21 protein-coding genes are annotated in these 25,790 nt (G+C 38.5%); 7 read left to right on the top strand and 14 right to left on the bottom strand.

The annotated features are described in order from the left end of the window. Nucleotide 1 precedes the first annotated feature (1 nt). The 6 genes from ACQY77_RS16210 to ACQY77_RS16185 all read right to left on the bottom strand — a co-directional run bounded on the left by ACQY77_RS16210 (nucleotide 2) and on the right by ACQY77_RS16185 (nucleotide 7,074). Nucleotides 2-883 (bottom strand): YARHG domain-containing protein, encoded by an 882-nt coding sequence (locus tag ACQY77_RS16210; protein WP_421941134.1) that lies wholly within the window; start codon nucleotides 881-883, stop codon nucleotides 2-4. Then, nucleotides 880-1,512, bottom strand: a complete 633-nt coding sequence (locus ACQY77_RS16205) for a DUF2306 domain-containing protein (protein ID WP_421941135.1) — start codon at nucleotides 1,510-1,512, stop codon at nucleotides 880-882. The genes ACQY77_RS16210 and ACQY77_RS16205 overlap by 4 nt, the downstream gene beginning before the upstream one ends. 124 nt (nucleotides 1,513-1,636) lie before the next feature. Further along, complete coding sequence (locus tag ACQY77_RS16200) at nucleotides 1,637-3,154, bottom strand: GH3 auxin-responsive promoter family protein (RefSeq protein ID WP_421941136.1); 1,518 nt, start codon at nucleotides 3,152-3,154, stop codon at nucleotides 1,637-1,639. A 4-nt stretch (nucleotides 3,155-3,158) separates the two neighbouring features. Next, nucleotides 3,159-3,893 (bottom strand): LPS export ABC transporter ATP-binding protein, encoded by a 735-nt coding sequence (gene lptB, locus ACQY77_RS16195; protein WP_421941137.1) that lies wholly within the window; start codon nucleotides 3,891-3,893, stop codon nucleotides 3,159-3,161. 81 nt (nucleotides 3,894-3,974) lie between these two features. Then, entirely contained in the window at nucleotides 3,975-5,675 is a 1,701-nt protein-coding gene (gene recJ / locus ACQY77_RS16190; RefSeq protein ID WP_421941138.1) for a single-stranded-DNA-specific exonuclease RecJ, read from the bottom strand. Nucleotides 5,676-5,748: 73 nt separating this feature from the next. Beyond that, entirely contained in the window at nucleotides 5,749-7,074 is a 1,326-nt protein-coding gene (locus ACQY77_RS16185) for a sulfatase-like hydrolase/transferase (protein WP_421941139.1), read from the bottom strand. Nucleotides 7,075-7,201: 127 nt separating this feature from the next. Between ACQY77_RS16185 and ACQY77_RS16180 the strand changes: the two genes are divergently transcribed. Next, the gene (locus ACQY77_RS16180) at nucleotides 7,202-7,969 is read left to right on the top strand and encodes an MBL fold metallo-hydrolase (RefSeq protein ID WP_421941140.1); all 768 of its coding nucleotides are present in this window, start codon (nucleotides 7,202-7,204) and stop codon (nucleotides 7,967-7,969) included. A 288-nt stretch (nucleotides 7,970-8,257) separates the two neighbouring features. Here the strand turns inward: ACQY77_RS16180 and ACQY77_RS16175 are convergent, their stop codons facing one another. From ACQY77_RS16175 to ACQY77_RS16155, 5 genes are all read right to left on the bottom strand, one after another. Next, nucleotides 8,258-8,845, bottom strand: coding sequence for a YceI family protein (locus ACQY77_RS16175; RefSeq protein WP_421941141.1), 588 nt, complete (start codon nucleotides 8,843-8,845; stop codon nucleotides 8,258-8,260). A 504-nt stretch (nucleotides 8,846-9,349) separates the two neighbouring features. Further along, complete coding sequence (gcvP, locus tag ACQY77_RS16170; RefSeq protein WP_421941142.1) at nucleotides 9,350-12,226, bottom strand: aminomethyl-transferring glycine dehydrogenase; 2,877 nt, start codon at nucleotides 12,224-12,226, stop codon at nucleotides 9,350-9,352. A gap of 372 nt (nucleotides 12,227-12,598) precedes the next feature. Further along, complete coding sequence (locus ACQY77_RS16165) at nucleotides 12,599-13,162, bottom strand: hypothetical protein (protein ID WP_421941143.1); 564 nt, start codon at nucleotides 13,160-13,162, stop codon at nucleotides 12,599-12,601. A 989-nt stretch (nucleotides 13,163-14,151) separates the two neighbouring features. Further along, nucleotides 14,152-15,042 carry an EamA family transporter gene (locus tag ACQY77_RS16160; protein ID WP_421941144.1) on the bottom strand — a complete coding sequence of 297 codons (891 nt, stop codon included), beginning with the start codon at nucleotides 15,040-15,042 and terminating at the stop codon, nucleotides 14,152-14,154. A gap of 112 nt (nucleotides 15,043-15,154) precedes the next feature. After that, nucleotides 15,155-15,871 carry a pyridoxine 5'-phosphate synthase gene (locus tag ACQY77_RS16155; RefSeq protein WP_421941145.1) on the bottom strand — a complete coding sequence of 239 codons (717 nt, stop codon included), beginning with the start codon at nucleotides 15,869-15,871 and terminating at the stop codon, nucleotides 15,155-15,157. A 192-nt stretch (nucleotides 15,872-16,063) separates the two neighbouring features. Between ACQY77_RS16155 and ACQY77_RS16150 the strand changes: the two genes are divergently transcribed. Both ACQY77_RS16150 and ACQY77_RS16145 read left to right on the top strand, forming a co-directional pair. Beyond that, nucleotides 16,064-17,704 (top strand): ArnT family glycosyltransferase, encoded by a 1,641-nt coding sequence (locus tag ACQY77_RS16150; protein WP_421941146.1) that lies wholly within the window; start codon nucleotides 16,064-16,066, stop codon nucleotides 17,702-17,704. A gap of 2 nt (nucleotides 17,705-17,706) precedes the next feature. Continuing rightward, the gene (locus ACQY77_RS16145) at nucleotides 17,707-18,087 is read left to right on the top strand and encodes a GtrA family protein (RefSeq protein WP_421941147.1); all 381 of its coding nucleotides are present in this window, start codon (nucleotides 17,707-17,709) and stop codon (nucleotides 18,085-18,087) included. A gap of 543 nt (nucleotides 18,088-18,630) precedes the next feature. Here ACQY77_RS16145 and ACQY77_RS16140 read toward each other — a convergent pair. Together ACQY77_RS16140 and ahcY are read right to left on the bottom strand one after the other, a co-directional pair. Beyond that, nucleotides 18,631-18,975 carry a DUF6370 family protein gene (locus ACQY77_RS16140; protein ID WP_421941148.1) on the bottom strand — a complete coding sequence of 115 codons (345 nt, stop codon included), beginning with the start codon at nucleotides 18,973-18,975 and terminating at the stop codon, nucleotides 18,631-18,633. 279 nt (nucleotides 18,976-19,254) lie between these two features. Continuing rightward, nucleotides 19,255-20,571 (bottom strand): adenosylhomocysteinase, encoded by a 1,317-nt coding sequence (gene ahcY, locus ACQY77_RS16135; protein WP_421941149.1) that lies wholly within the window; start codon nucleotides 20,569-20,571, stop codon nucleotides 19,255-19,257. Nucleotides 20,572-20,739: 168 nt separating this feature from the next. Between ahcY and ACQY77_RS16130 the strand changes: the two genes are divergently transcribed. Together ACQY77_RS16130 and ACQY77_RS16125 are read left to right on the top strand one after the other, a co-directional pair. Then, on the top strand, nucleotides 20,740-21,111 hold the full coding sequence (locus ACQY77_RS16130; protein WP_421941150.1) for a DUF1304 domain-containing protein: 372 nt from the start codon (nucleotides 20,740-20,742) through the stop codon (nucleotides 21,109-21,111). 17 nt (nucleotides 21,112-21,128) lie between these two features. After that, nucleotides 21,129-21,707, top strand: a complete 579-nt coding sequence (locus ACQY77_RS16125; RefSeq protein ID WP_421941151.1) for a murein L,D-transpeptidase catalytic domain-containing protein — start codon at nucleotides 21,129-21,131, stop codon at nucleotides 21,705-21,707. A 131-nt stretch (nucleotides 21,708-21,838) separates the two neighbouring features. On the opposite strand, the gene ACQY77_RS16120 is transcribed toward ACQY77_RS16125, so the two are convergent. Then, entirely contained in the window at nucleotides 21,839-23,041 is a 1,203-nt protein-coding gene (locus ACQY77_RS16120; RefSeq protein WP_421941152.1) for a class I SAM-dependent methyltransferase, read from the bottom strand. 294 nt (nucleotides 23,042-23,335) lie between these two features. On the opposite strand from ACQY77_RS16120, the gene ACQY77_RS16115 reads away from it, so the two are divergent. Beyond that, nucleotides 23,336-25,072 carry a GMC family oxidoreductase gene (locus ACQY77_RS16115; RefSeq protein ID WP_421941153.1) on the top strand — a complete coding sequence of 579 codons (1,737 nt, stop codon included), beginning with the start codon at nucleotides 23,336-23,338 and terminating at the stop codon, nucleotides 25,070-25,072. A gap of 11 nt (nucleotides 25,073-25,083) precedes the next feature. After that, nucleotides 25,084-25,716, top strand: coding sequence for a gluconate 2-dehydrogenase subunit 3 family protein (locus tag ACQY77_RS16110; RefSeq protein ID WP_421941154.1), 633 nt, complete (start codon nucleotides 25,084-25,086; stop codon nucleotides 25,714-25,716). Nucleotides 25,717-25,790: the final 74 nt, after the last annotated feature.

Below are 25,790 nucleotides of genomic sequence, written 5' to 3'. Positions count from 1 at the left end.
TTTAACGGCCAAAGGTGTCATAATTGTCTTCGGCATATTTGGTAAACCGATCTATCAGTTTAATGTTTTTATTTTCTATAGACGTTAATTGATCGTCAACGTTACTGGAAATAGGAATATACCACTCTACAGGATCAAAAAACTGCCTGTAAGTATCTTTCTTAAAGGCATATCCATGTCTGGCAAAAATGGTATTTTTAAGAATCTGCAGATCAAGTTTTCTTAAGTTCTTCAGATCCTGTTCCTTTAACAAATGAGCAGATGCATTCAATTTAAAAATCTGATCGGAGGCACTTCTATAAAAATCCATAGCGGCAGTATCTACTTTACCATCCTCCAGGGTATCTAACTTTTCAACAAATTTATGGTCATTCCAATCTACATAATTCGCTTCCGTTGGTAACATCAGGTTCGGATTATAAACAAACTGCCTTTTGATCAGCTTATATTCCTTTTCGGGCCATTTAAGTTCTGTTTTATAAGCATTCCATTTTCCTTTCAGGGTATCGCCTACCAGCTCAATTTCGAATCGTCCATCATACTTATGAGTACCGGGCTCATCTAAGATGAAAGTAATTTTACTCCCATCTTCAGACATCTTGCCAAACAAGGGACGATTATTTCCGGAAACGATACTTTGCGCAATAACGGTATCTTTCGTGATCTTTTTGATAATGATGTTAAGCTTTTTGATGTAATCGTAATCGCCTTCATATTCTTCTGATCCAGCATCCAGAAAATCACCAACCCAGGAGCCATAAAGCTCCTGATGTATTTCTGCTTGTGCTACTGCTGTATTCTTTTCAGTGTTGTTCTTTTTTTTAGTATCCTTACAAGCAAATAAGGTAAGACAGATTAAAGAGAGTAATAAGATGTTTTTCATTGGGTAGTTTTATTTTTAATGATCCATTCGGCTATTAACAAATTAGGTATCCATCCTAACCAGGCAATGATTTGATAAACATCTATTGGTGCGGGATGAAATAAATATACTAAAATAACTTTCCACAGACGCAAGGTAATAGCTGAAGTAGCCAGGGCAAAACTGCGGTACATAAAGCTTTGATGTCCTTTTACATTTCTTTTTAAAATTAACAGGATGGATTTAATCGTGAACCAAAACCATAGCAAGCCCAAAAGAACAAAAGATATTTTGGCAGTTAAACCCCCATTAGCAAACCAGCCAATAAATATTCCTGAGGGGGCAGCTAAAACCAATACTGTGCCTGTGTACAAATAGCCTAAAGAGCGATGTATTTTAGGATATTTAGCTAAAATATGGCTGTTAAACTGGGTAAAACCAGCAAGCAGTACAAAAATGGCACTGTAAACGTGAATGTAAAAGACCAGTAGATATCCCTTTACCCCAATTACCTCTGTTTGCTTAATCTGCAAAAAAGAAACATCACTTTGAGCCGGAATATAGCGTATGGTAATTCTGAGCATCAGCCAGAAAAAGCATGCAAAAACTAATAGCCAAATAAGACGCTTATAGCTGATGAGGTAGCGCATGATTTATTTCTTTTAGCTTTAAGCCTTTACTTTTCCCAATAGCATTTTAAACATAATAACTTGGTGGCTGATACCATTAATTTACTTAGTGTTTTCCAGCTCCTTTGTAGTAAAATATTATATTTTATGATGATTTCATCATCGCTAAAATATCTTCCACATATTTCCTTTCATTAGCCAAACGAGGCACTTTATGTTGCCCACCCAGTTTGTTCCTCGCTTTCAGCCAGTTGTAAAAAGTATTAGCTGGTGCATTGTGAACAGTAGGCCTGGCGAGTGCCATATCTTTAAATCGTTTGGCATCATAATCAGAATTGACTTCACGGAGTGTATTATCCAAAACATCTATAAACTTCTCAAAGTCATCCGGTTGTTTGCAAAACTCTATAATCCACTCATGTCCACCGGCTTCTTTCCCTTTAAAATAAATTGGACAAGCAGTATAGTCTTTAATCTCAGCACCTGTTGCAAAGCAGGCTTTAGTTAAGGCTTGCTCAGCATTATCTATGATTACCTCTTCACCAAATGCATTGATAAAGTGTTTGGTTCTTCCTGTTATTTTAATGCGATAAGGTGCAAGTGAAGTAAATTGAATGGTGTCTCCTATCATGTACCGCCACAAACCACCATTGGTAGAAATTACAATTGCATAATTTTTATGGAGCTCTACTTCTCCCAATAATAATGCCTTAGGGTTTTCTTCTGCAATATTCTCTAAAGGAACAAACTCATAAAAAATACCATAATCGAGCATGAGCAACATTTCTTCAGAATTGTCCTGATCCTGAATACCAAAGAAACCTTCTGATGCATTATAGGTTTCGAGGTAATACATATCTGCGGAGGGAATTAATTGCTTAAACTGTTCCCGGTAAGGCGTAAAGTTTACGGCACCGTGAATGTAAAGCTCTAAATTCGGCCAAACCTCCAAAAGATTACTTTTACCCGTGAGTTCTAAAACCTTTTTTGCCAAAACAATTGTCCAGGTAGGTACACCAGAAATGCTTGTTACGTTCTCATTGATCGTGGCTTCTGCCATCCGATCCATTTTTATTTCGTAATTATCCATCAGGGCGATAGACATATCAGGTGTTCGGTAATATTCGGCCCAGATGGGTAGATTTTTGATCAGAACTGCCGATAAATCACCGTAGAAGCAGTCTTCATTAAGTTGATTAACCTGATGACTTCCACCAAGCACAAGTCCTTTTCCGGTAAACATCTGATTATCCGGACGGTTATTGCAATAGATAGATAGCATATCCTTACCACCTTTAAAGTGGCATTCTTCTAAAGACTCTTGCGAAACCGGGATGAATTTGCTCCGATCGCTGGTCGTACCCGATGATTTAGCAAACCACTTAATATCAGAAGGCCAAAGGATATTTTGTTCACCATTGAGCATACGCTCGATATATGGTTTTAAAGTATCATAATTCTGGATTGGAACACGCTCCTGAAATTGTTGGGTACTTAATATCGTTTTATAATCATAAAGCTTTCCCCATTCTGTATTTTCTGCACTATCGATGAGGCTATGGAACCATTCTTCCTGAACATCATACGGGTATTTCATGAAAAGCTCAATCTGGTGGATCCGCTTTTTCATTAACCAGGTAAATATCGAGTTTACAATTGCCATGCAACTAGAATTTTTTACGCTTGAGTACGAAATTTGATCCCAAATACACCTTTCTAACCATTTCATTTTCTGCCAGAACCTCCGGAACACCTTGTTCTAAAATCTTTCCTTCAAAAAGCAAATAAGCCCGGTCAGTAATCGAAAGTGTTTCCTGTACGTTATGGTCGGTGATTAAAATTCCAATATTTTTATGTTTCAGCTTGGCCACAATACTCTGGATTTCTTCCACCGCAATCGGGTCTACCCCTGCAAAGGGCTCATCTAATAAAATAAAATTAGGATTTGCGGCTAAGGCACGGGCAATTTCGGTACGGCGGCGTTCTCCACCAGAAAGTAAATCACCACGGTTTTTACGTACCTTATGTAAACTGAATTCGTTAATGAGTTCTTCCAGTTTTTCACGTTGCTCTTCTTTACTCATATTACCCATTTCTAAAATGGCCAGAATATTTTCTTCAACGGTAAGTTTTCTGAAAACCGAGGCCTCCTGAGCCAGATAGCCTATACCTTTTTGTGCCCTGCGATACATGGCGTCTTCGGTTATATTTTCTTCTTCCAGGAAGATACGCCCCTCATTAGGCTTAATCAAGCCTACAATCATGTAAAAGGATGTGGTTTTTCCTGCTCCATTCGGGCCAAGAAGGCCAACAATTTCTCCCTGGCTTACATTGAATGACACATCGTTAACAACGGTACGTTGCTTATATTTTTTAACCAGATTTTCGGCTCTTAATATCATATATATAAATGATCCTCTTGGTTGTCACATTGAGCTTATTGAAATGTTTTTCTATAGGCTCAGAATGGCACCAGGATATATTTAATTAATTTTTATTCCTTTAATATTGAGTTGCAAACGCTTCTTATCCCGCCACACATTTTCTTCAATCGTATAACAAACAGAAAAAGGCACTTTTGGTTGTAAAAGTTTCTCAAATTCTGCTAATCCAAAAGCAATGCCCTCAAAAATAGGCGAATTTTGTTGTTTTATATTAATTTTTAAATGATTTGCCCCAACTGTCATGGCATGTTGTGTTAAATAAACATCATGGGTTACGAATACTGGTGCCATATTTTCTGGTCCGAAAGGCCCCATTTGTGCCAGCACCCTAAAAAATTTGCCATCAATCTGCGCCAACTCAATTTCGGCGTCGATTTTAATCATCGGAATAAGTAATTCATCTGCAATACTCGCCGATACAATTTCTTCGAACTTATCTGCAAATGCATCCACATTATGTTGCTGCATGGTTAAGCCAGCGGCAAATTTGTGTCCACCGTATTGATCGAGCAAATGTGCACATCCGCTTAAGGCTTCATACAAATCAAAACCGGCTACTGAACGTGCAGAACCTGCTACATGTCCGTTAGACTTAGTAAGAACGATAGTTGGACGATAATATTTCTCTGTTAAGCGGGAGGCTACAATTCCTATAACTCCTTTGTGCCAGTTTTCATTAAATACGACTGTTGTTTTCTTGTTAATCAGGATTTCGCTGTCGCCAATCAGCGCTAAAGCTTCGCGGGTAATGTCCTGATCGTACGTTTTACGTTCGGTATTTTTGAGGTTTATTTCAACACTTTGTTCTAATGCATTTCCATCGGCCTGGCAAAGTAACATGGCTACAGCATGCTTCGCATGATCTATTCTACCTGCAGCATTGATTCTTGGTCCCAGCGTAAACACTACATCGGTAATGGTATAATTTTCTGTTTTACCAGAAACCTCCATTAATGCCCGCAAGCCTTCGCATGGATTATTATTAAGCTTCTTTAAACCATAATAGGCCAAAATTCGGTTTTCACCCACTACGGGTACAATATCAGCTGCAATGCTGACCATTACAAGATCTAAATACTGGAGATATTTTTCCTTCGGAAGATCGTGTTTCTGACAATAAGCCTGTGCCAGTTTAAAACCGATACCGCAGCCGGCCAACTCTTTAAAAGGATATTCGCAATCGCTCCTTTTCGGATCAAGCACAGCAAGGGCTTTGGGAATCGCATCTCCAGGCAAGTGGTGATCACAAATGATAAAATCAATCCCAAAAGTATTTGCATAATCAATTTTATCGATGGATTTAATACCACAATCCAGGGCAATAATCAATGAAAAACCATTGGCATTAGCATAATCTATTCCTGCGGTAGAAATACCGTAGCCTTCCAGATATCTATCTGGTATGTAGTATTCGATGTTAGAAGTTAGTTGAGAAAAGAAACTGTAAGCTAGAGCCACTGATGTAGTTCCATCCACATCGTAATCTCCGTAAATGAGAATCTTCTCCCCTGTTTCAAGGGCAAGATCAATTCGTTCAATAGCTTTGTCCATATCCTTCATTAAAAAAGGATCATGAAGATGAGCAATTTCAGGTCTGAAGAAATTCCGGGCTTCTTCGAAGCTGCAAATATTTCTTTGTACTAGGATCTGAGCCAATGCCCGATCTATATTTAGTTGATCTGAAATCTCTTTTACAGTAGCATCGTTGCAACTTGATGCCAGCACCCATCTTTTTTCCATTGTCTATTTTCCGAACAGTAAATATACATTTTAATTGAATATTGGGAAATCCTCCCCAAAATTCGAAATGATATTACTTCGTATTGCCCGGATACGCTTTAAACAATGCTAATAAATGCTCTTTTTGGCTACTATACTTCGTTTCGTTAATCAGATTAACTCTTTCGTAAGGATCCCAGGAAAGATTATATAGCTCTGATAATTCCTGGTTGTCTTTTTTGGTAATCCTCAGTTTCCAGTCGCCATCTCTAACTCCTTCCAACACATAATTGTGATAATAAATTGGACGATGGGTTTTATTATAGTTCGGATCAGTTAGCAGGCCTGCAACAGATTCACCATCATAAACACGGTTTGGAAGTTTAGTTTTGGTCCACTCTGCTAATGTTGGAAAAACATCTATATTGGACAGCGGTTTGGTTAGCTGCAGATTGCTTAGGGTATGTCCCTTCCAGTAAACTATAAAGGGTACGCGATGTCCTCCCTCATAAGAAACGGCCTTTGAACCTCTGAATATTCCTGCTGAACCCACATGGTACGGCTGGGTAAAACCGTCTTCGTACATGCGTGAAGGTGCATTCGTCCATGGTCCGTTATCGCTGGTAAAGATAAAAATGGTATTATCGCCCTGACCTGAAGCCACAACCTGCTTCCATATTTCAGCTAAACCAGCATCCATATCTTCAATTACATCGCCTAATTCGCCTCCTGCAGATGTTGTTTTTCTACTGCTTTTAGCAGCAAAAGCGACGGGCAAATGCGGCATATTTTGTGCTAAATATAAAAAGAATGGCTTTTTAGCTGCTGCACTGCGTTTAATGAAATTAACAGATTCACGCGTATAAGATTTAGTTAAAATACTATCATGTGGTTTATATATCTCAGGTTTAGTATTTCTGAAAATTTTGATTACGGTATCTGTTTTAACATATGGGGAACGATAATCGTGGCTGTAAAGCATGCCATAAAATTCGTCGAATCCCTTTTTATTGGGCAAAGAAACGCCATAATCGCCCAGGTGCCATTTCCCAACCAATGCTGTGGCATAGCCTGATGTTTTAAGCATTTGTGCAATCGTCACTTCATCTTGCGGGATACCGCTTTTATCACCAGGGCCAATTGGACGTGGAAGCCCCATCCTGCTGCAATACCTGCCCGTTAACAATGATGCTCTTGAAGGTGTGCAGGTAGGAGAAGTGGTAATAAAGCTGGTTGCCTTAACGCCTTTACTTGCCATACCATCCAAAAATGGTGTTTTATTGAGTGGATTGCCATAACAGGCGATATCTGCATATCCCATATCATCTGCCAAAACAATAATAACATTTGGTTTTTGTTGCGCACTAAGCACTAAAGAGATACTGGTTAAAAATAGAAAAATGATTGATCTCGCTTTCATTGAAATAATTTGCCTGAATTTAGGAATCAAATTTTACATTCATTGCAAGTAGCCAAGCTTTTACTAAAATGATATTACATTTAGATTGTTTCGCTTAACTTTACCAACAAATTCAAAACGTAATATTTTGCAAGTACATACTTTATACGAAGGAACTTATTCGGTTGATGCAACCAAAAAATTTATTCCTTTTGACTCGGCTATACATAGTTTCAAAGACCGACCAGCTTCTTTATTCATTAATGTACAACCATTTTTAGTGGAATTGAAAAATGACCTGATCTTATTTGATACTGGTTTGGGGTTCAGTGATGACCATGGCGAGTTAATTTTACATAAAAACATCAGAAATGCAGGTTTTGACCCTACCGATGTGACCAAGGTTTTAATGTCGCATTTGCATTACGACCACGCTGGTGGGATGGTACATCAATCAGGGGATAAGATTGAACTCAGTTTTCCTGAAGCAGAATATGTGATCAACCGTGGAGAATGGGAAACGGCATTTAGCAGTACCTCTTCGTCTTACCACACAGATATTTTTGAGGTTGTGCAGCGAAATGCCCAATTAAAGTTTATTGAAGGTGATGGAAATTTAGATGAAACAATAGCATATGAATTTACCGGGGCACATTGCCCTAACCACATTGTATTTCTATTAACAGAAGGCAATAAAAAAGTTTTTTTTGGTGGGGATGTTCTGCCCGAACCGGAAGAATTGATTAAGAATTTTATCGCCAAATACGATTTCGATGGCCGCAAGGCGATGGAATTACGCAAAGCTTTTGGTAAAAGAGCTGCCGAAGAAAACTGGGAATGTTTATTCTACCACGGTAAAAGTGCTGCTACGGGTTTCGTAGAAGAAATTGAAGATGGGTTTGTTGTTAAATCTTAGTCATTTGGCAATTTTCATTAGTCATTAGTCAGTAGTTATTGGTCAGTAGTCATTGGTCATTAGTGCTGGTGCATTAGTTTGGAACGTCGAGTTGTGAGCCAGGAAAACAGTGAAAAGCATTTCCAATATCGGTACCTCATACTAACTACTTGATACTGGATACTAGCTACTTTATACTGGGTACTGGGTACTGGATACTGGATACTGGGTACTGGGTACTGGGATACTAAAACAAAAAAGGGTTTTCATTTTGCGATGAAAACCCTTTTTTGTTGAATTATTTTTAAATTATTTCGCAGCTACTAATTTCACACCGATTTCGAATTCATCGTTGATTGCTTTATCGCCAATGCTATCGAAGAATGACTTAGAACCATATTTGATGTCATATTTAGTTCTGTCAACAACGATTTTACCAGCAACAGCGCTTACAGTACCGTCTGCATTAGTAGTTACAGCTGCAGGGAAGCTTAATGGCTTAGTAATTCCTTTGATTGTTAAATTACCTGATACGGTTATTTTAGCACCTGAACCTGTAACTTTAGTAATTACGAAAGTTGAAGTTGGGAATTTGCTTGAACCGAAGAAGTCGTCTGCTTTTAAGTGCCCTTCTAATTTAGCGCTACCATCTGCATCTTTGATTGAAGTCATATCGATTACGAAAGTTCCACCGGTTACTTTCTTACCATCAACGTTTAATGATCCTGATTTTAAAGAGATAGTTCCATTGTGAGATCCTGTTACTTTTTTACCTAACCAGGTGATGGTTGATTTTGCTGCATCTACAGTATAAGTAACTGGTTTAGTAGGGTTTTTAAAAGCTGATAAAGCTACCACGGCTACTAATAAAAAAATTGAGCTGATTTTTAATTTCATTTTCTGGTTTTTTAAATTATGATACAAATATATAATTAAGGTCTATCCCTTGTTGTTGACCTATGTTAAGATTTTCAAAAATAATCGGAACTATTTCAAATCAAATTTAATGGACTATAATTTCTTAATGAGGTTTAATGGGCTGCACGTTTTAATTTTAAATTGCAGCAACCCCGAATAAAGTGTCGTACCTCACAATCCAGCTACAATCTTTTTTTAAGGGGGCGCTGTCATTAACTTAAGCTCAATCAACTTGTCAGTCTGAGCTTGTCGAAGCCCTTTAATAATTGAAAATAAAAACATTATCCTTCGACAGGCTCAGGATGAGAATGTTTTTATTTATTTCCCTGTGGCAGGGCAACCGGTACCAATAAAACTGACGCTCGTTTTCAAATAAACGATAAGATTAATACCGCTATAAAACAAAAAAGGTTTAAGATCTTTACAAAACGCCGAAACATCTTGCAAAAACCTTAAACCTTAGGCCTTTTACCTTAAAGCTAATTAAGGTACGATTTCCTCTAAATAGCTCTCTACAGGAGGGCAAGCGCAGATTAACGATCTATCGCCATGGCTATCGTTAACACGACCCACTGATGGCCAGAACTTACGTTCTAACACATAAGGAAGTGGAAACGCCGCTGTTTGACGGCTATATGCGTGATCCCATTCGTTAGCTGTAATTACCGCTACGGTATGAGGCGCATTTTTTAGTGGGTTATCTGTTTTATCCAAAGTACCGTTTTCAACTTCGGTAATTTCGTTTTTGATGGCAATTAAAGCATCGCAGAAGCGGTCTAACTCATGCTTAGGCTCAGATTCTGTAGGCTCTACCATTAAAGTACCTGCAACCGGGAATGAAACGGTTGGTGCGTGGAAACCGTAATCCATTAAACGCTTAGCGATATCGGTTACTTCGATTCCGAATGCTTTGAATGAACGGCAATCTAAAATCATTTCGTGTGCACAACGGCCTTGAGCACCAGAGTAAAGTACCGGATAATGCTCCTCTAAACGCGCTTTCATGTAGTTAGCATTCAAAATAGCATATTTAGTGGCATTGGTTAAGCCTTCGCTTCCCATCATGGCAATGTATGCATGAGAGATAATCAAAATTGAAGCTGAACCCCATGGAGCTGATGATACTGCTGAAATTGATTTTCCTTTATCGATATCTACTACTGCGTGACCTGGAAGATAAGGCACCAGGTGTGCCGCAACACCGATTGGCCCCATACCCGGACCACCTCCACCGTGAGGGATACAGAAAGTTTTGTGTAGGTTTAAGTGACAAACATCGGCTCCAATATTGGCTGGACTTGTTAAGCCTACCTGTGCGTTCATATTTGCACCATCCATATAAACTTGTCCACCATTGGCGTGGATAATTTCACAGATTTCGATAATACTTTCTTCAAATACCCCGTGTGTTGATGGGTAAGTTACCATCAAACATGAAAGGTTATCTTTATGTAATTCGGCTTTTGCCTTTAAATCTTCAACATCGATGTTTCCGTTTTCTAAAGATTTAACTACAACGATTTTCATATCAGCCATTGCTGCAGAAGCCGGGTTAGTTCCGTGTGCTGAAGCTGGAATTAATGCTACGTTACGATGGAAATCTCCTCTATCCTGGTGATAAGCACGGATAACCATTAAACCAGCATACTCACCTTGTGCACCTGCATTTGGTTGTAAGCTCATCGCTGCAAAACCAGTAATTTCACTTAACCACTTATCTAATTCGTTAAAAACTGAATAGTAACCTAAAACCTGATCGGCAGGGGCAAACGGGTGAATGCGACCGAAGTGAGACCAGGTTACCGGGATCATTTCTGAAGTTGCATTTAATTTCATGGTACAGCTACCCAAAGCAATCATAGAGTGACAAAGCGATAAATCTTTTGCCTCTAATAATTTAATATAACGCAACATTTCATGTTCTGAATGGTGCGAATTAAAAATTGGGTGTGTTAAATAAGCTGAAGTACGTTGTAATGCTTCAGGGATAACGGTTTCTACATTTTCTACAACCTCTACCTGATCGCCAGCGATAGCTTTAGTTTTAGCAAAGATCTTAGCAATTAACTGAACATCTTCAAAAGTGCTGGTTTCATCGAAAGAGATGGTAACAGTGTTGCCTACATAATTAAGGTTGATCTCATTATCTAAACAAGCTGAATGAATGCCACCTTTTAAATCGCCCAAATCAAAACGGATCGTATCGAAATAAGCAGCGTTTAATTGCTCGTATCCTAAATTTTTTAATGTAGATGCTAAACTAACCGCTAAACCATGTGTACGTTCAGCAATTGCTTTTAATCCTTTAGGACCATGATAAGCAGCGTAAAAACCTGCCATAATCGCTAAAAGCGCCTGTGCAGTACAAATGTTTGAAGTTGCTTTATCTCGGCGGATGTGTTGCTCACGGGTCTGTAGCGCCATACGCAAAGCGTAATCGCCGTGACTATCAATGGTTACACCGATAATACGACCTGGGATTGAGCGTTTGTATTCTTCTTTAGTAGCAAAGAATGCAGCATGAGGGCCACCAAATCCCATCGGAATTCCTAAACGTTGGGTAGTACCTACTACTACATCTGCACCCCACTCGCCCGGAGGCGTTAATAAGGTTAAACTTAAAATATCGGCAACAACGGTTAACTTAATATTTTGGTTGTGCAAATCTGAAGCAAAGTTTTTGTAATCGAAAACTTCACCATTTCCGGCAGGATATTGAACAATTGCACCAAAGAAATCTTCTGTAGCTACGAAATCTAAGTGATTTCCGATTACCAGTTCAATTCCATAAGGATTTGCACGGGTTTTTAAAATATCTATGGTTTGTGGAAAAATTAATTCTGATACGAAAAACTTTTTAGCTGCCTGATTTTTACGCAAGCTATATTGCATGAACATGGCTTCGGCAGCGGCTGTACCCTCATCCAACAAAGATGCATTGGCAATTTCCATTCCGGTTAAATCGATAACCATGGTTTGGAAATTTAACAGCGCCTGTAAACGGCCCTGTGCAATTTCGGCCTGATATGGCGTATATTGCGTATACCATCCCGGGTTTTCAAATACATTACGTAAGATTACACCTGGTGTAATGGTATCATAATAACCTTGACCTATAAAGCTTTTGAAAACTTTATTCAACAATGAAGTTTGTTTCAAGGTAGACAGATATTCAGTTTCTGATTTTGCAGCAGGCAAATTCAAAGGTTGTTTTAACCTAATCGCCGCCGGAACTGTTTGTTCAATTAATTCATCAATAGAATTAACGCCAACCTTTTGCAACATTGCCTCAGTATCTTCCTGATTTGGTGCAATATGACGATTCTGAAAATCTTCCTTGTAGTGGATATTTAAGCTCATGCAGTATGAATAATAAATTTGCGTGCAAAGGTAGCAAAAACGAGCTGTATTACACTATCAATCAGTGTAAAAAAGGTGTCTTATTTATACTTAAAAGCGATAAAATAGATAGATTTTATGTGTAAAGACAGAGTCAAACGTTTGTTCATTTTTCACTTTAAAAATGGTTTTATTTGGAAAGCAATGCCCGTTCTAAAATTTAAGTCTGTTCCCACCATTTACTCCAATCTATTTGCCAACCATCCAAGGCTTATCAGCGGTTGTAAAAGCAAAAAGTATTTCCGCTACTGTCGGGGTTTAAAAACACAGGATACTGCGCCAAACGACTGATCAATCAGAATCAGTTGTTCAGACCTAAAACTCAAAATTAAGCTAGCGCTGTACTTTCCATCCTTCATCTTTACTTAACTTTAGTTTATAAGTTTTGGTAATGAAGTTGCTGTTCTTGCTCGCATCTTTATCGAAAGGCTCGAAATCGGTACCAACCATTTTTAGCGAAACGGTTACTTTGGCTGTACTTGAATTTACCTGTTCAAAATCTACCGGTTTTTCATCAGATAAGACGTATTCTATTACTTTTACCGTTGCCTTGTCGCGTTCTTGCTTTAAAACAAGCGGACTAGCCTTATCGGTTAAAGTAATTTGATAAACAAAGCTACTGTCTTTAGAAAGGAATTTCTTTTTAGCTTCTTTCAAATTGAGATCAACCAACCCTTTGCTGGCTAAGGTTTTATATTTCCCTAGCTCGAACATGTCATTAGTGCTGTTAAATTTGATTTCACCAAACTTGAAGTGAGTAGTTTTATATTCTGGATTAGCTTTAAGATAGTCTGTAATTACTTCTGCGGCTTCGTCTTGATTGATGGTTGTTTTGGTTTTACATCCTGCAAAGCCGATAACAATAAGGAATAAAATATAAACAGCTAATTTTTTCATGAGTAAATGCTTTATGCTTTTTAAAGATATTTAATTTTAAGCTAATCGCAAATTGATCGCCATAGAGAATAGGATAGGAGCTTTACTTTGAACCATGTAAGACATATAAGAAAATATAAGCCTCGCCTGGTGGCCTTCGTATTAAAAATATGCACCCTACTCTGTGTCCTTGGTGCCTTTTTCTCTGTTGTGCTCTGTGGTAAAAACCACCAAAGTTAAATACGCTTACATGTATTATCTGGCAAAAAAGGAGCTTTACTTTGAACCATATAAGACATATAAGAAAATATAAGCTTAGCCTGGTGGCCTTCGTATTAAAAATATGCACCCTACGCTGTGTCCTTGGTGCCTTTTTCTCTGTTGTGCTCTGTGGTAAAAACCACCAAGGTTAAATACGCTTACATGTATTATCTGGCAAAAAAGGAGCTTTACTTTGAACCATGTAAGACATATAAGAAAATATAAGCTTAGCCTGGTGGCCTTCGTATTAAAAATATGCACCCTACTCTGTGTCTTTGGTGCCTTTTTCTCTGTTGTGCTCTGTGGTAAAAACCACCAAGGAAAATCAACTTAAATGTGCTTACATGTCTCATATGGTAAAATAGGCCTTTTACTTTAAACCATATAATTCATTTTAGAAAAAATAAGCCTCGCCTTGTAGCCTTCGTATTAAAACATGCACCCTACTCTGTGTCCTTGGTGTCTTTTTCTCTGTTGTGCTCTGTGGTAAAAACCACCAAGGTTAAATACGCTTACATGTATTATCTGGCAAAAAAGGAGCTTTACTTTAAACCATATAAGACATATAAGAAAATATAAGCTTAGCCTGGTGGCCTTCGTATTAAAAATATGCACCCTACTCTGTGTCCTTGGTGCCTTTTTCTCTGTTGTGCTCTGTGGTAAAAACCACCTAGGAAATCAACTTAAATGCGCTTACATGTCTTATCTGGTAAAAAATGCCTCGACTCTGTGGTAAAAACACCAACCCATCACCCCCGCTTCAAATACTTCAAATTGGGTAAAATCATAGCCGATAATATCACCACTACTCCTAGCCAGCGAAGAAAAGATACCTGCTCCTGGAGTACAAAACCCGCCATCATAACCGCCACTGGTAACTCAGCTGCGCTTAATATAGAACTTAAGGCGGTACCTATTCTGGGCACACCCTCTGCGTAGAACAATGGAGGAATAACCGTTCCAAAAACAGCAATAATTAATCCCCATTTGAGTAAAGTACCTGTTAATGCACCATTGTACAAAAACGATGGTGGAAAAATGATGAATATAAGGATGCAGGCTCCCGTAATCATCAATGCACTCTTTTTCAATGGCGGATATTCATTCCCTATTTTACCACTCAACATTAAAAAAGCTGCATAAGAAAGTGCCGCCAACAAGCCAAATCCAATCCCTTTTAAATTCATGCTTTGGATAGTCGCTTCAACCATTCCACTCGCCAAAACCGTCCCGCCTAAAACCAAAAGTATCGCCACAAATTGTAATCCGGTGGGTTTCTTTTTAAAGATGATGTAATCCATTAAAATACTCATCCATATAAACTGCATAAGCAGAATAATGGCTACAGAATTAGGAACAAGTTTTACCGATTGATAGTAAAATATACTCACCAGTCCTGTACTGAAACCGGCCAGAATCATTTTCCACCAGGGAGTTTTAATTATCCTTGCCTGAGCTTTATATTTTTTGGTCTGACTTTGGAAGAAAAATAACACCCAAAGAATCAAAGCCCCAAAAAACGCCTGAGCCCCTGTTACATCGCCTAAAGTATAACCTTCATGATAAGCCAGTTTTACAAAAGTGGAAAGGATGCCGAAACTGCAAGCACCGAAAAAAACAAGGAGGATTCCTTTTAGCATGGTATTTTATTTATCTGGCCACAGAAAAAAGAAAATTCATAGGGTTAATCAAGGTGCAAATAATCCTCATCAACCCTAAGCTTCAGTCTTTCTGCTTTAAGCTTTTGGCTTTCTAGGCAAGTTGTTGTAAATATTTCTGAATGGTAGTTTCCAGTCCTAAGTAAAGCGCATCACTAATTAAAGCATGGCCAATAGAAACCTCCAGCAAACCGGGGATGCTTTGGGCGAAATAATGCAGGTTATGTAAGTCCAGATCGTGGCCAGCGTTGATTCCTAAACCTAATGCATTTGCCTTATGTGCCGCTGCGATATAATTTACGATAGATTTTTCTCTATCTGCGAAGTAATTATGTGCGTATGCCTCTGTATAAAGTTCAATTCTATCTGTACCTGTTTCTGCTGCATGTTCTACCATTTCGACCACAGGATCTACAAAGATGGAAACGCGAATGCCTGCCTTCTGAAAAACAGCAACCATTTCTTTTAAATAATCTTTGTGCTTAATGGTATCCCATCCGTGATTGGAAGTAATTTGACCTTCAGCATCCGGAACTAAGGTTACCTGTGCAGGCTGATTAGCCAAAACTAAATCTACAAACTTATCTTCTTTACAGTTACCCTCAATATTGAATTCGGTAGCAATAACTGCTTTTAAATCGTAAACATCCTGATAGCGGATATGACGTTCATCAGGGCGTGGATGCACCGTAATACCTTGAGCACCGAAACGCTCACAATCTAAGGCAACCTTAACCAAATCAGGATTATTACCTCCGCGGCTGTTGCGAAGTGTAGCAATTTTATTGATGTTTACTGATAACTTTGTCATGAAGCAAAGATAATGCTTTGCCCCTGTTAATCTGAATCCTTAAAAAAATTTGACTTTTTTTTGCTCATATTTGCCTTTTAAGATCTGAACGCGCGAATGATCTAATAATTGATTGAGTGAATGAGAGATTGATTGAATGAAAGATTTGTTAATCAGATAATGGCTCAGTGAGTGAATGATTGAAAGCTATACATGAATATAAAGGACACCACATTATATAAAATCTTAATTGTCGTTATTGCAGTTGTGAGCTCATTGGCATTATTTGGCGGCATTATGGAGCCAGATTCAGCGTTGTATGCTTCCATTGCCAAAAACATGGTGTTGAGAAATGACTGGATTAACATTTATGTTCGTGGTGCAGATTGGTTAGATAAACCTCATTTAACTTTCTGGCTAGCTGCCGCATCATTCAAAGTTTTCGGCATTAATGCTTTTGCTTACAAACTCCCTTCTTTCTTATTTGGATTATTAGGCGCAGGATACCTTTATAAATTAGCGAAAGATATTTATAGCGAAAAAACAGGATTAATCAGCGCTTTGATTTTTCTGAGTTCGCTGCACATTCTAATCTCCACATTTGATGTGCGCGCAGAAGTTTATATCACTACTTTCACACTGGCAGCCATTTACCATTATTACAAAGCACATCAAGGCTCATTTTGGCATATCGTTTCAGGATCGTTCTTTGCCGCCTGTGCCATCATGATTAAAGGTATTTTTGTTTTGATCCCCGTTTTTGGAGGCTTTGTTATTTATTGGTTGCTTACCAGGCAATGGAAACAATTACTGAAACTGAAATGGTGGATTGCCATTGCATTAATTCTTCTTTTTATCATTCCGGAATTATACACGCTTTACGTTCAATTTGACCTGCATCCAGAGAAAGTTGTATTTGGAAAAACAGGCGTTTCGGGCATTAAATTTTTCTTTTGGGATAGTCAATTCGGACGTTTCTTTAACAACGGCCCAATAAAAGGAAAAGGCGACCTCAGCTTCTTTCTGCATACCACCCTTTGGGCTTTTTTACCCTGGTCGATACTTTTTTACACAGCTGTTGTAAATCTTTTCAAGAAGAAAAACAGGATAGCGTTGCCGGCAGAAAGCATCATGATCTGGACCAGTGCAGCAATCACGTTTTTATTATTTTCATTATCCAAATTTCAGTTGCCACATTATATTTTAATTATTCTACCGCAGTTTGCAATAATAACCGCTTTATATATAGAGAAGCTTAGAGAAAAAGCCATAAAATCCTTTATTAGAATACAAAATATACTATATGTATTAGTTGTGTTAGCCCTATCAGCGATCGCCGTATTTTTTAAGTTTAATTTATACTTTGTCGCAATCGGCGTGTTGATCTTAATATTTGTATCAGCATTCATGTTGTTTAAAGGTTTAAAAGTAAATACACTCCTGGCAAGAAGTACTTTCATCTCTTTAGGGTTGATGGTTTTCTTATCTGGTTTCTTTTACCCTTCTTTACTTAAATATGAATCGGGTATGCAGGCTGGCAATTGGCTAAAAGAAAACCACCCGAATGCAAAGGCTGCTGTATTGATGTATCCTGATGCTTACTCATTTGATTTTTATGCGAATGGCGAACCTCAATATTTATGGAGTTATGAGGATTTGGTAAAATGCAGCAACAAAAAAGAGCTAATTATTTATACGCCAGCCGCAGAACTGGAAAGGTTAAAAACCGAATACCATGCTGAGGTGTTAAAATCTTTTGAATACTACCACATTACAAAACTTACCGGAAAATTTATTAATGCTGAAACACGCCCTCAGGTTTTAGAGCAATTTTATCTGGTAAAACTACATTAACAATGGATTTATTCTTTCGCATCATCAAATTTGGATTAACAGGCTTCCTCGGAATGGCAATAGATTTCGGTGCCACCTGGTTGTGTAAGGAAAAAATAAAGATTAATAAGTATGTAGCCAACGCAATAGGCTTTACACTTGCGGTAACAAATAACTATCTCATTAACCGGGTATGGACTTTCCAAAGTACGAATAGCCATTGGGGAACGGAATTCAGTAAATTTTTAGTGGTGAGCTTGATTGGATTAGGCTTAAATACCATTATTATCTACTTATTCCACCAGCGTAAAAATGGAACGAATTTTTACCTGGCCAAATTCTTTGCAATTGTAATCGTATTTGTATGGAATTTCTTAGCGAATATGCTTTTTACATTCAGATAGAATGTTATTATTGGCAACTAGGTAACGTTTTTACCTACAAAATAGAAGATCACCAACCAGATTAATCCCTTAATCAGGAAGAATAGAAACCCTACAAGCCCCACCCTTTTAAACCACAATTTTACTTTTTCTTTATTCATGGAGATGATTCTCTGTAAAGATAAAAGATTTCAGCTAAATTAGAAAGATTTTAAATAAGGGGATTTGGGATGTAATACCCTAGACAAAGGCTTAAATAGTGCGCATTTAAGCACATTCAAGTTATTTCCCATGGTTAATTATTTACCACCGAGCATGCAGAGCAGAAAAGCACGGAGAACACAGCGTTTAATGCCTACCTTTCAGCACGAAGGCCACAGGGCTAGGCTTATATTTTCTTATATGTCTTACATGGTTCAAAGAAAAGCACCTGTCTTTACCATATAAAACATGCAAGAGTACGTAAGTATAATTTTCTTAGCACTTTGGCAGTATTTTCCAGGTGCTTCTCTGTGTAAACCTCTTTTTCTTTGTGGTTAACTTATAAAGATTCCTTTGATTAAGCTATTTCTTATTCGGCAGCAACTTAATTTCTTTGGCTTTGAAACGATTATTAACAATCTCTCCGGTTACTTCTGCCCTACTTACCGCATTACAGAAACCATGCTTTCCGTGCGCATCGCCAAATTCATCAATATTCTTTCCATCTACGAAATATGCCTGACCATCAATTCTTACTGCCAGATCGCAACTCTTACCCTTCAATTTGAACTGACACTCGCCACAAGCAATATCTACCACTTTATGGTTAATTTCTTTTGCTGTAGTTTTTGCTTTCTTGGGTGCTGTTTGGGCACTTGCACTGATAGCGAAAACACCAAACGCTAAGGCCATGATTATTCTCTTCATGATAATATATTTAAAGCAAATGTAGGTTTTTACCAGACAAAAGTGCTTCAACCTTTTGAAAAATAAACCTGATGGAAACGAACACGGATCCCAATATTTATCGGGAGGAGTAAAGTGTACAGCAGGACTGCATTCTGCCAAGAACTACATAATGCAGTTTTTCAAACAAAAAAATTGATACCCTGGAAAAACGGGTAAAACGCAAAAAAGGGATATGCATGCAGCACATCCCTTTTGTATATAAAACTCAAGACTCCTTAATCAGGACTCCGGAATTAATTAGTAACGATATTCGTCTGATTTGAAAGGACCTTCTACCGATACGCCGATATAATCAGCCTGGTGTTGATCTAAAACTTCTAATTCTACACCGATTTTTTCTAGGTGTAAACGAGCTACTTTCTCATCTAAATGTTTAGGCAATGTATAAACCTTGTTTTCGTATTTACCAGGGTTAGTCCAAAGCTCTAATTGTGCTAAAGTTTGGTTGGTGAATGAATTACTCATTACGAAACTAGGGTGGCCAGTTGCACAACCTAAGTTTACTAAACGACCTTCTGCCAATACAATAACATCTTTACCATCGATGGTATATTTATCTACCTGAGGTTTGATTTCTACTTTAGTATTGCCATATGCACCATTTAACCAAGCCATATCGATTTCATTATCGAAGTGACCAATGTTACAAACGATTGCTTTATCTTTTAATGCTCTGAAGTGTTTTTCGCGAACAATATCACAGTTACCTGTAGTCGTTACAACGATGTCTGCTTCTTTAATAGCGGTATCTAATCTTTTTACTTCATAACCTTCCATTGCAGCTTGTAAAGCACAAATTGGGTCAATTTCAGTAACGATAACACGTACACCTTGTGAGCTTAAAGATTCTGCAGAACCTTTACCTACATCACCATAACCGCAAACAACGGCTACTTTACCAGCCATCATCACGTCTGTAGCACGACGGATCGCATCTACTAATGATTCGCGACAACCGTATTTGTTATCGAATTTAGATTTAGTTACAGAATCGTTAACGTTAATTGCAGGCAAGTGCAATGTTCCGTTTTTCATTCTTTCATATAAGCGGTGAACACCAGTAGTGGTTTCTTCTGATAAACCTTTGATGTTAGCAATTAATTCCGGGAAACGATCAAAAACCATATTGGTTAAATCGCCACCATCATCTAAAATCATGTTTAAAGGTTGTTGCTCCGGACCGAAGTGTAAAGTTTGTTCAATACACCAGTCGAATTCCTCTTCTGTTAAACCTTTCCAGGCATAAACCTGAATACCCGCAGCAGCAATTGCAGCAGCAGCATGATCCTGAGTGGAGAAAATATTACAAGATGACCAGGTAACTTCTGCACCTAAAGCCACTAAAGTTTCAATTAAAACCGCTGTTTGGATAGTCATATGCAGACAACCTGCGATACGAGCACCTTTTAGTGGTTGCGAAGGACCGAATTCTTTACGTAAACTCATTAAACCCGGCATTTCTGCTTCGGCTAATTCGATTTCTTTACGGCCCCATTCTGCCAGTGAAATGTCCTTAACTTTGTAAGGGATGTAAGTTGTCTCTACTGATGACATAATTTCTTGTTTTTAAATGTAATGCAAAGTTACGCCATTGCTTTGTGAAAGCCAAATAATAGCGGGTGCAAGCTGGTTTACAAAATGTAATATCTGCATTAGGCGGTGGCATGGTCTATTTGTAATTTAAAAATAACTAACTTAGAATTAGATCTTATCTTTACATTTATGCAAATAGCGTCTCAATTGGTCATTGGCTTGGTTGCCTTGATTCACCTTTATATTGTTTGGTTAGAAATGTTCGCCTGGACAACCAAAGCGCCAAAGGTTTTTAGAAATTTCCCGAAGGAGCTTTTTCCACCAACAAAATCGTTGGCGGCGAATCAGGGGCTTTATAATGGATTTTTAGCCGCTGGATTGATCTGGTCTTTATTCATTTGCGATCCGGTTTGGAAACTGAACGTAGCCTTGTTTTTCTTAGGTTGTGTCTTTGTCGCCGGCGTTTATGGTGCAGCAACAGCGAGTAAGAAAATTTTAATGGTACAGAGCTTACCTGCTGCAATAGGATTGATTTTGATTCTGCTACTGAAGTTCTCCTAACATAATTACAAGTCAATATGCTGAAATGTCTTGTTCTGTTCCTGTTTTCCACGCTCAGTACTTACCTTAATAACGAGCCTCCTCCAACCATTACTCAATCTAAAATTAAAGAGGCATTGGCTTTTTGCAAGCAAAATAAAATGGATACTACCATCTGCATCATGGTAGACATGAGTAACCATTCTGGCAAGAACAGGCTTTTTGTATATAATTTCAAGAAAAATCAGGTTTTAATCGAAAGCCTTTGTGCTCATGGTGTTGGCGGTGGAAGTACGCCTTTAAAACCTGTTTTCAGTAATCAGGAAGGGAGTTACTGTACATCATTGGGCAAATACAAAGTGAAGGGCCGCTCTTATAGTAATTGGGGCATCAACATTCATTACAAAATGTATGGATTGGAAAAATCGAATAGCAATGCATTTAAACGCATAGTAGTTTTACATTCTTACACTCCGGTTCCAAATAAGGAAATCTATCCTCAAACATTATTCGGACAAAGTGCGGGTTGCCCGGTTATATCCAATGTTGCAATGAAAAAGATAGATACACTGCTTAAGGCGAAGCGTAAACCAGTATTGCTTTGGATATATAATTAAACTCCTCATTTTTTTGAAAGTTTGTATCATCACCTTATGTTTCCTTAAGAAATATTTTTTCTTAAGGAAACCTTCATCAGGGACAATCAGATTAAGTTTATTTTAGCCATACATAAAAACGGGTTGAAAAATTACAACTCCAACAACCGCTCCAAGTGGTGGTAATCAATCCCAAAATATGCTTTACTATCTTTTATTTTCTGTAAAACTGCTGCCTGCCTTTCGCTTTCTGCTTCAGGTTTAAAGTTTTCCGCTCTTTTCAGCCCCACTACCAGAACATTTTTAGGCGTATGCGCATCGGAAATAAATTCGAAAACTTTTGTTTTATAGCCAAAATATTCCAATATCAGCGCGCGGATCCCATCAGTTACCATTTCTGACTGACGCTCCAGGAAAATCCCATATTTGGTCAAAAACGTAACATCATTTTTAACTTTGTTCTTTTCTATTGCCCTTCTGATCTGCTTATGGCAGCAAGGTGCTACCACTATTAATGCTGCATTGGCTTTAATCCCTTTGTAAATTGCATCATCGGTTGCGGTATCGCAGGCATGAAGTGCGATCAACAGATTTACATCATCGGCATTATAATCCTGAATAGTACCCTGAACAAAGTTCAATTGATCAAAGTGAGAAGCCTGCGCAACCTGATTACACAAATCGACCATATCCTGACGGTATTCTACCCCAACCACTTCCGATTGCAGGTTTAGAACCGAGTGTAAATAATCATATAAAGCGAAAGTCAGATACCCCTTTCCGGAGCCCATATCAGCTACTTTTTTTATGGTTCCCGCAGGTAGCTCCTTGATTAAAGCACTTAAAATCTCAATGTAATGATTGATTTGCCGGTATTTGTCCTGTGCATTTTTGAAAACATTTCCTGCCGCATCGGTTATTTTCAATTCCTGGAGGTAAGTTTTAGATTCAGGTTTGATGAGGCGGTTTTTCGCTTTATCGTGGCTGGCAGAAGGTGCTACCGTACTTGATGCTGTGCTTTCTCTTAAAACCACTTTACCATTTTTCAGTTCTTCCAGAATGAGGTTCTTTTGAATGCTGAACAAAGTTGCGATCTTAAATCCGGCGTTCAGGTAGCGGGTTATAAGTGTTAAGCCTTCCGGAGCCAAGTAGTTTTTAACTACATCGCGCGTTTTATAGCGAAAGGTAAAAGCCAGTTTATCTTCACGTTTAATGACTACTCTCCGGATAAGAATTTGTTTGAGTGCTTCTTCCTCACCTTTATAATTACCTAAAGAAAGCTTAACAAAAGTTTGATCACCCAAACTCTCCTGTACCGTAGAAATAAATGTTGTTGCGTGTTGCTGGACTGACATGAGAAAATTTTAAAGGGCAAAGATAATCAAGTTTATTGGCACAGTTGATCTTCCCTGTAGAATGTAACAATTGAGCGACTTTATGTAGGCTGTATCAGCATATATTTGCTCACCCGTTGTGAAAAGCAGCTGTCAAAATATTCCAGGGGCAACATTTACATAATACGATTTACTAAACTCGAATGGCAGATTATTTATAATCATTCCAAAAAGCCAGCTAGGCGATTACCTTACTTTCAATTGCGCAAATTAAAGTTTAGATTAGAATTATCGTTTTATTTCTAACCATATTTCATGAGTGACTTTCAGATAAAAAAATCGCCTACTGTTTATGATGCCATTATTGTTGGATCAGGCGCAGGGGGTGGAATGGCGGCTTACGTTTTAGCGCATGCCGGACAAAAAGTTTTAATGCTCGAGGCAGGTCAATATTTCGATCCACGAATAGATGCACATCAACTAAAATGGCCATGGGAATCGCCCCGAAGAGGCGCCAGTACAGTAAGGCCTTTCGGTGATTTCGATGCTTCTTACGGTGGCTGGGAATTAGAAGGTGAACCCTATACAACCAAAAATAAAACTGAATTTGAATGGTTCAGATCGCGGATGTTAGGTGGACGCACCAATCACTGGGGAAGGATTTCGCTTCGCATGGGGCCTAAAGATTTTCAGGCAAAAGATGGCTTAACAGACGATTGGCCGATTACTTACGACGATGTAAAGCCTTTTTACGATAAAATAGACCGAATGATCGGGATTTATGGCAGTACCGAGGGGCTGGAAAATGAGCCCGATGGAATTTTTATGAAACCGCCTAAGCCTCGCCTGAACGAATTATTCATCAAAAAAGGAGCTGAAAAAGCCGGCGTTAAAGTAATTGCCGGAAGGGGTTCTGTGCTTACAGAAGCCTTACCCAACAACAGCGATCGTGCACCTTGTTTCTATTGTGGTCAGTGCGGAAGAAGTTGTAAGGTTTATGGTGATTTTTCTTCTTCGTCCTGCTTAGTAATTCCGGCAGTAAAAACAGGAAACTTAACGGTAATCACAGATGCCATGGTGCGCGAGGTTATTACGGATAAAGATGGTACTGCTAAAGGCGTTTCTTATGTAAACAGAAAAGATCTTCAGGAGTATCAGGTAAATGGAAAACTGGTTATTTTAGGGGCGAGTGCCTGCGAGTCGGCCAGAATCCTACTCAATTCTAAATCTTCTTCTCATCCAAACGGATTAGCAAATAGCAGTGGTGTGGTAGGAAAATACCTTCACGATTCTACGGGTGTTAGTGTTTCGGGATTTTTACCCCAATTAATGGATCGAAAGCGCTTCAATGAAGACGGTTTAGGTAGTGTTCATATTTACTCTCCATGGTGGCTCGACAATAAGAAACTAAATTTCCCTCGTGGCTACCACATCGAATATTGGGGCGGTATGGGTATGCCTGCTTATGGCTTTGGTGGTGGTGTTCCGCATATGAATGGCATGGTTCCAGACCGGAATGGCAAAATGAAGGAAGCCGGAGGTTATGGCAAATCCTTGAAAGATGATTACAGAAGATTTTACGGTACAACAGTGGGCATGGCTGGTAGGGGCACCGCAATTGCACGGGAAGACAACTATTGTGAAATAGATCCTAACCTAGTGGATAAATATGGTATTCCTGTATTGAGATTTCATTACAAATGGGCAAAAGAAGAAATTCTCCAGGCCAAACACATGCAGGAAACTTTCTTACACATGATGAAAGAAATGGGTGGTGTAGTAACATCAGAAATTCAAGGCCCAGAAACCAATTATGGCTTGCTTCCTCCGGGAAAAATCATTCATGAAGTAGGAACAATACGCATGGGCGATGACCCTAAGAAATCGGCTTTAAACAAATATTGCCAGGCACACGATTGCAAGAATTTATTTGTGGTGGATGCCGGACCATTTGTTCAGCAAGGCGATAAAAATGCGACCTGGACCATACTTGCGCTCTCTATGCGCACTGCAGAATACATATTGGCACAAAAGAAAAAACAAAACATTTAAAGAATTACAACATGAACAGACGTGATTCCATAAAAGCATTAGGCCTAACTGCATTAAGTACTACGGTACTGATAGATGCCTGTAAACAGCCGGAAACAAAAACAGAGGTTGCAGCCCCGGAAGAAACCGCCAAAGAAGCTGGCAGGGAAAAATGGGAACTGGACAGAGATAAAAAATTAAAATCGGAGACTTTTTTCAATAAGCATGAAATGGCTACCATTACGGTTTTGGCAGATATTATCATCCCAAAAGATGATGTCTCTGGGAGTGCTACAGATGCTAAAGTGCCAGAATTTATAGAGTTTATTGTGAAAGATATCCCTGAGCACCAGGTACCCATGCGTGGCGGCTTAAAATGGCTTGATGTATATTGTTTTAACAAATACGAGAAATCATTTATAGAGGCTTCTGAACAACAGCAAATCGCTATTATTGATGAGATTGCTTATCCTAAAAAGGCAAAGCCAGAAGTTCAGGCAGGCGTTATTTTCTTCAACCGGATGCGCGATTTAACGGCATCAGGATTTTATACCACAGAAATTGGGGTAAAGGATATTGGCTATGTTGGGAATTCACCTAATCAATGGGCAGGTGTGCCCGATGATGTTTTGAAACAATACGGCATGCAAAACGTAAAAGTTTAAATATTTTTACCTGCTCTGCATATAAAAAAAGTAAATAACACAAAGGCGCTGAAACACGAAAAATACTTATTCTA

It is taken from the genome of Pedobacter sp. (assembly GCF_965279535.1).
Classification (GTDB): domain Bacteria; phylum Bacteroidota; class Bacteroidia; order Sphingobacteriales; family Sphingobacteriaceae; genus Pedobacter.
This window is presented reverse-complemented; position numbering and strand designations above follow the sequence as displayed.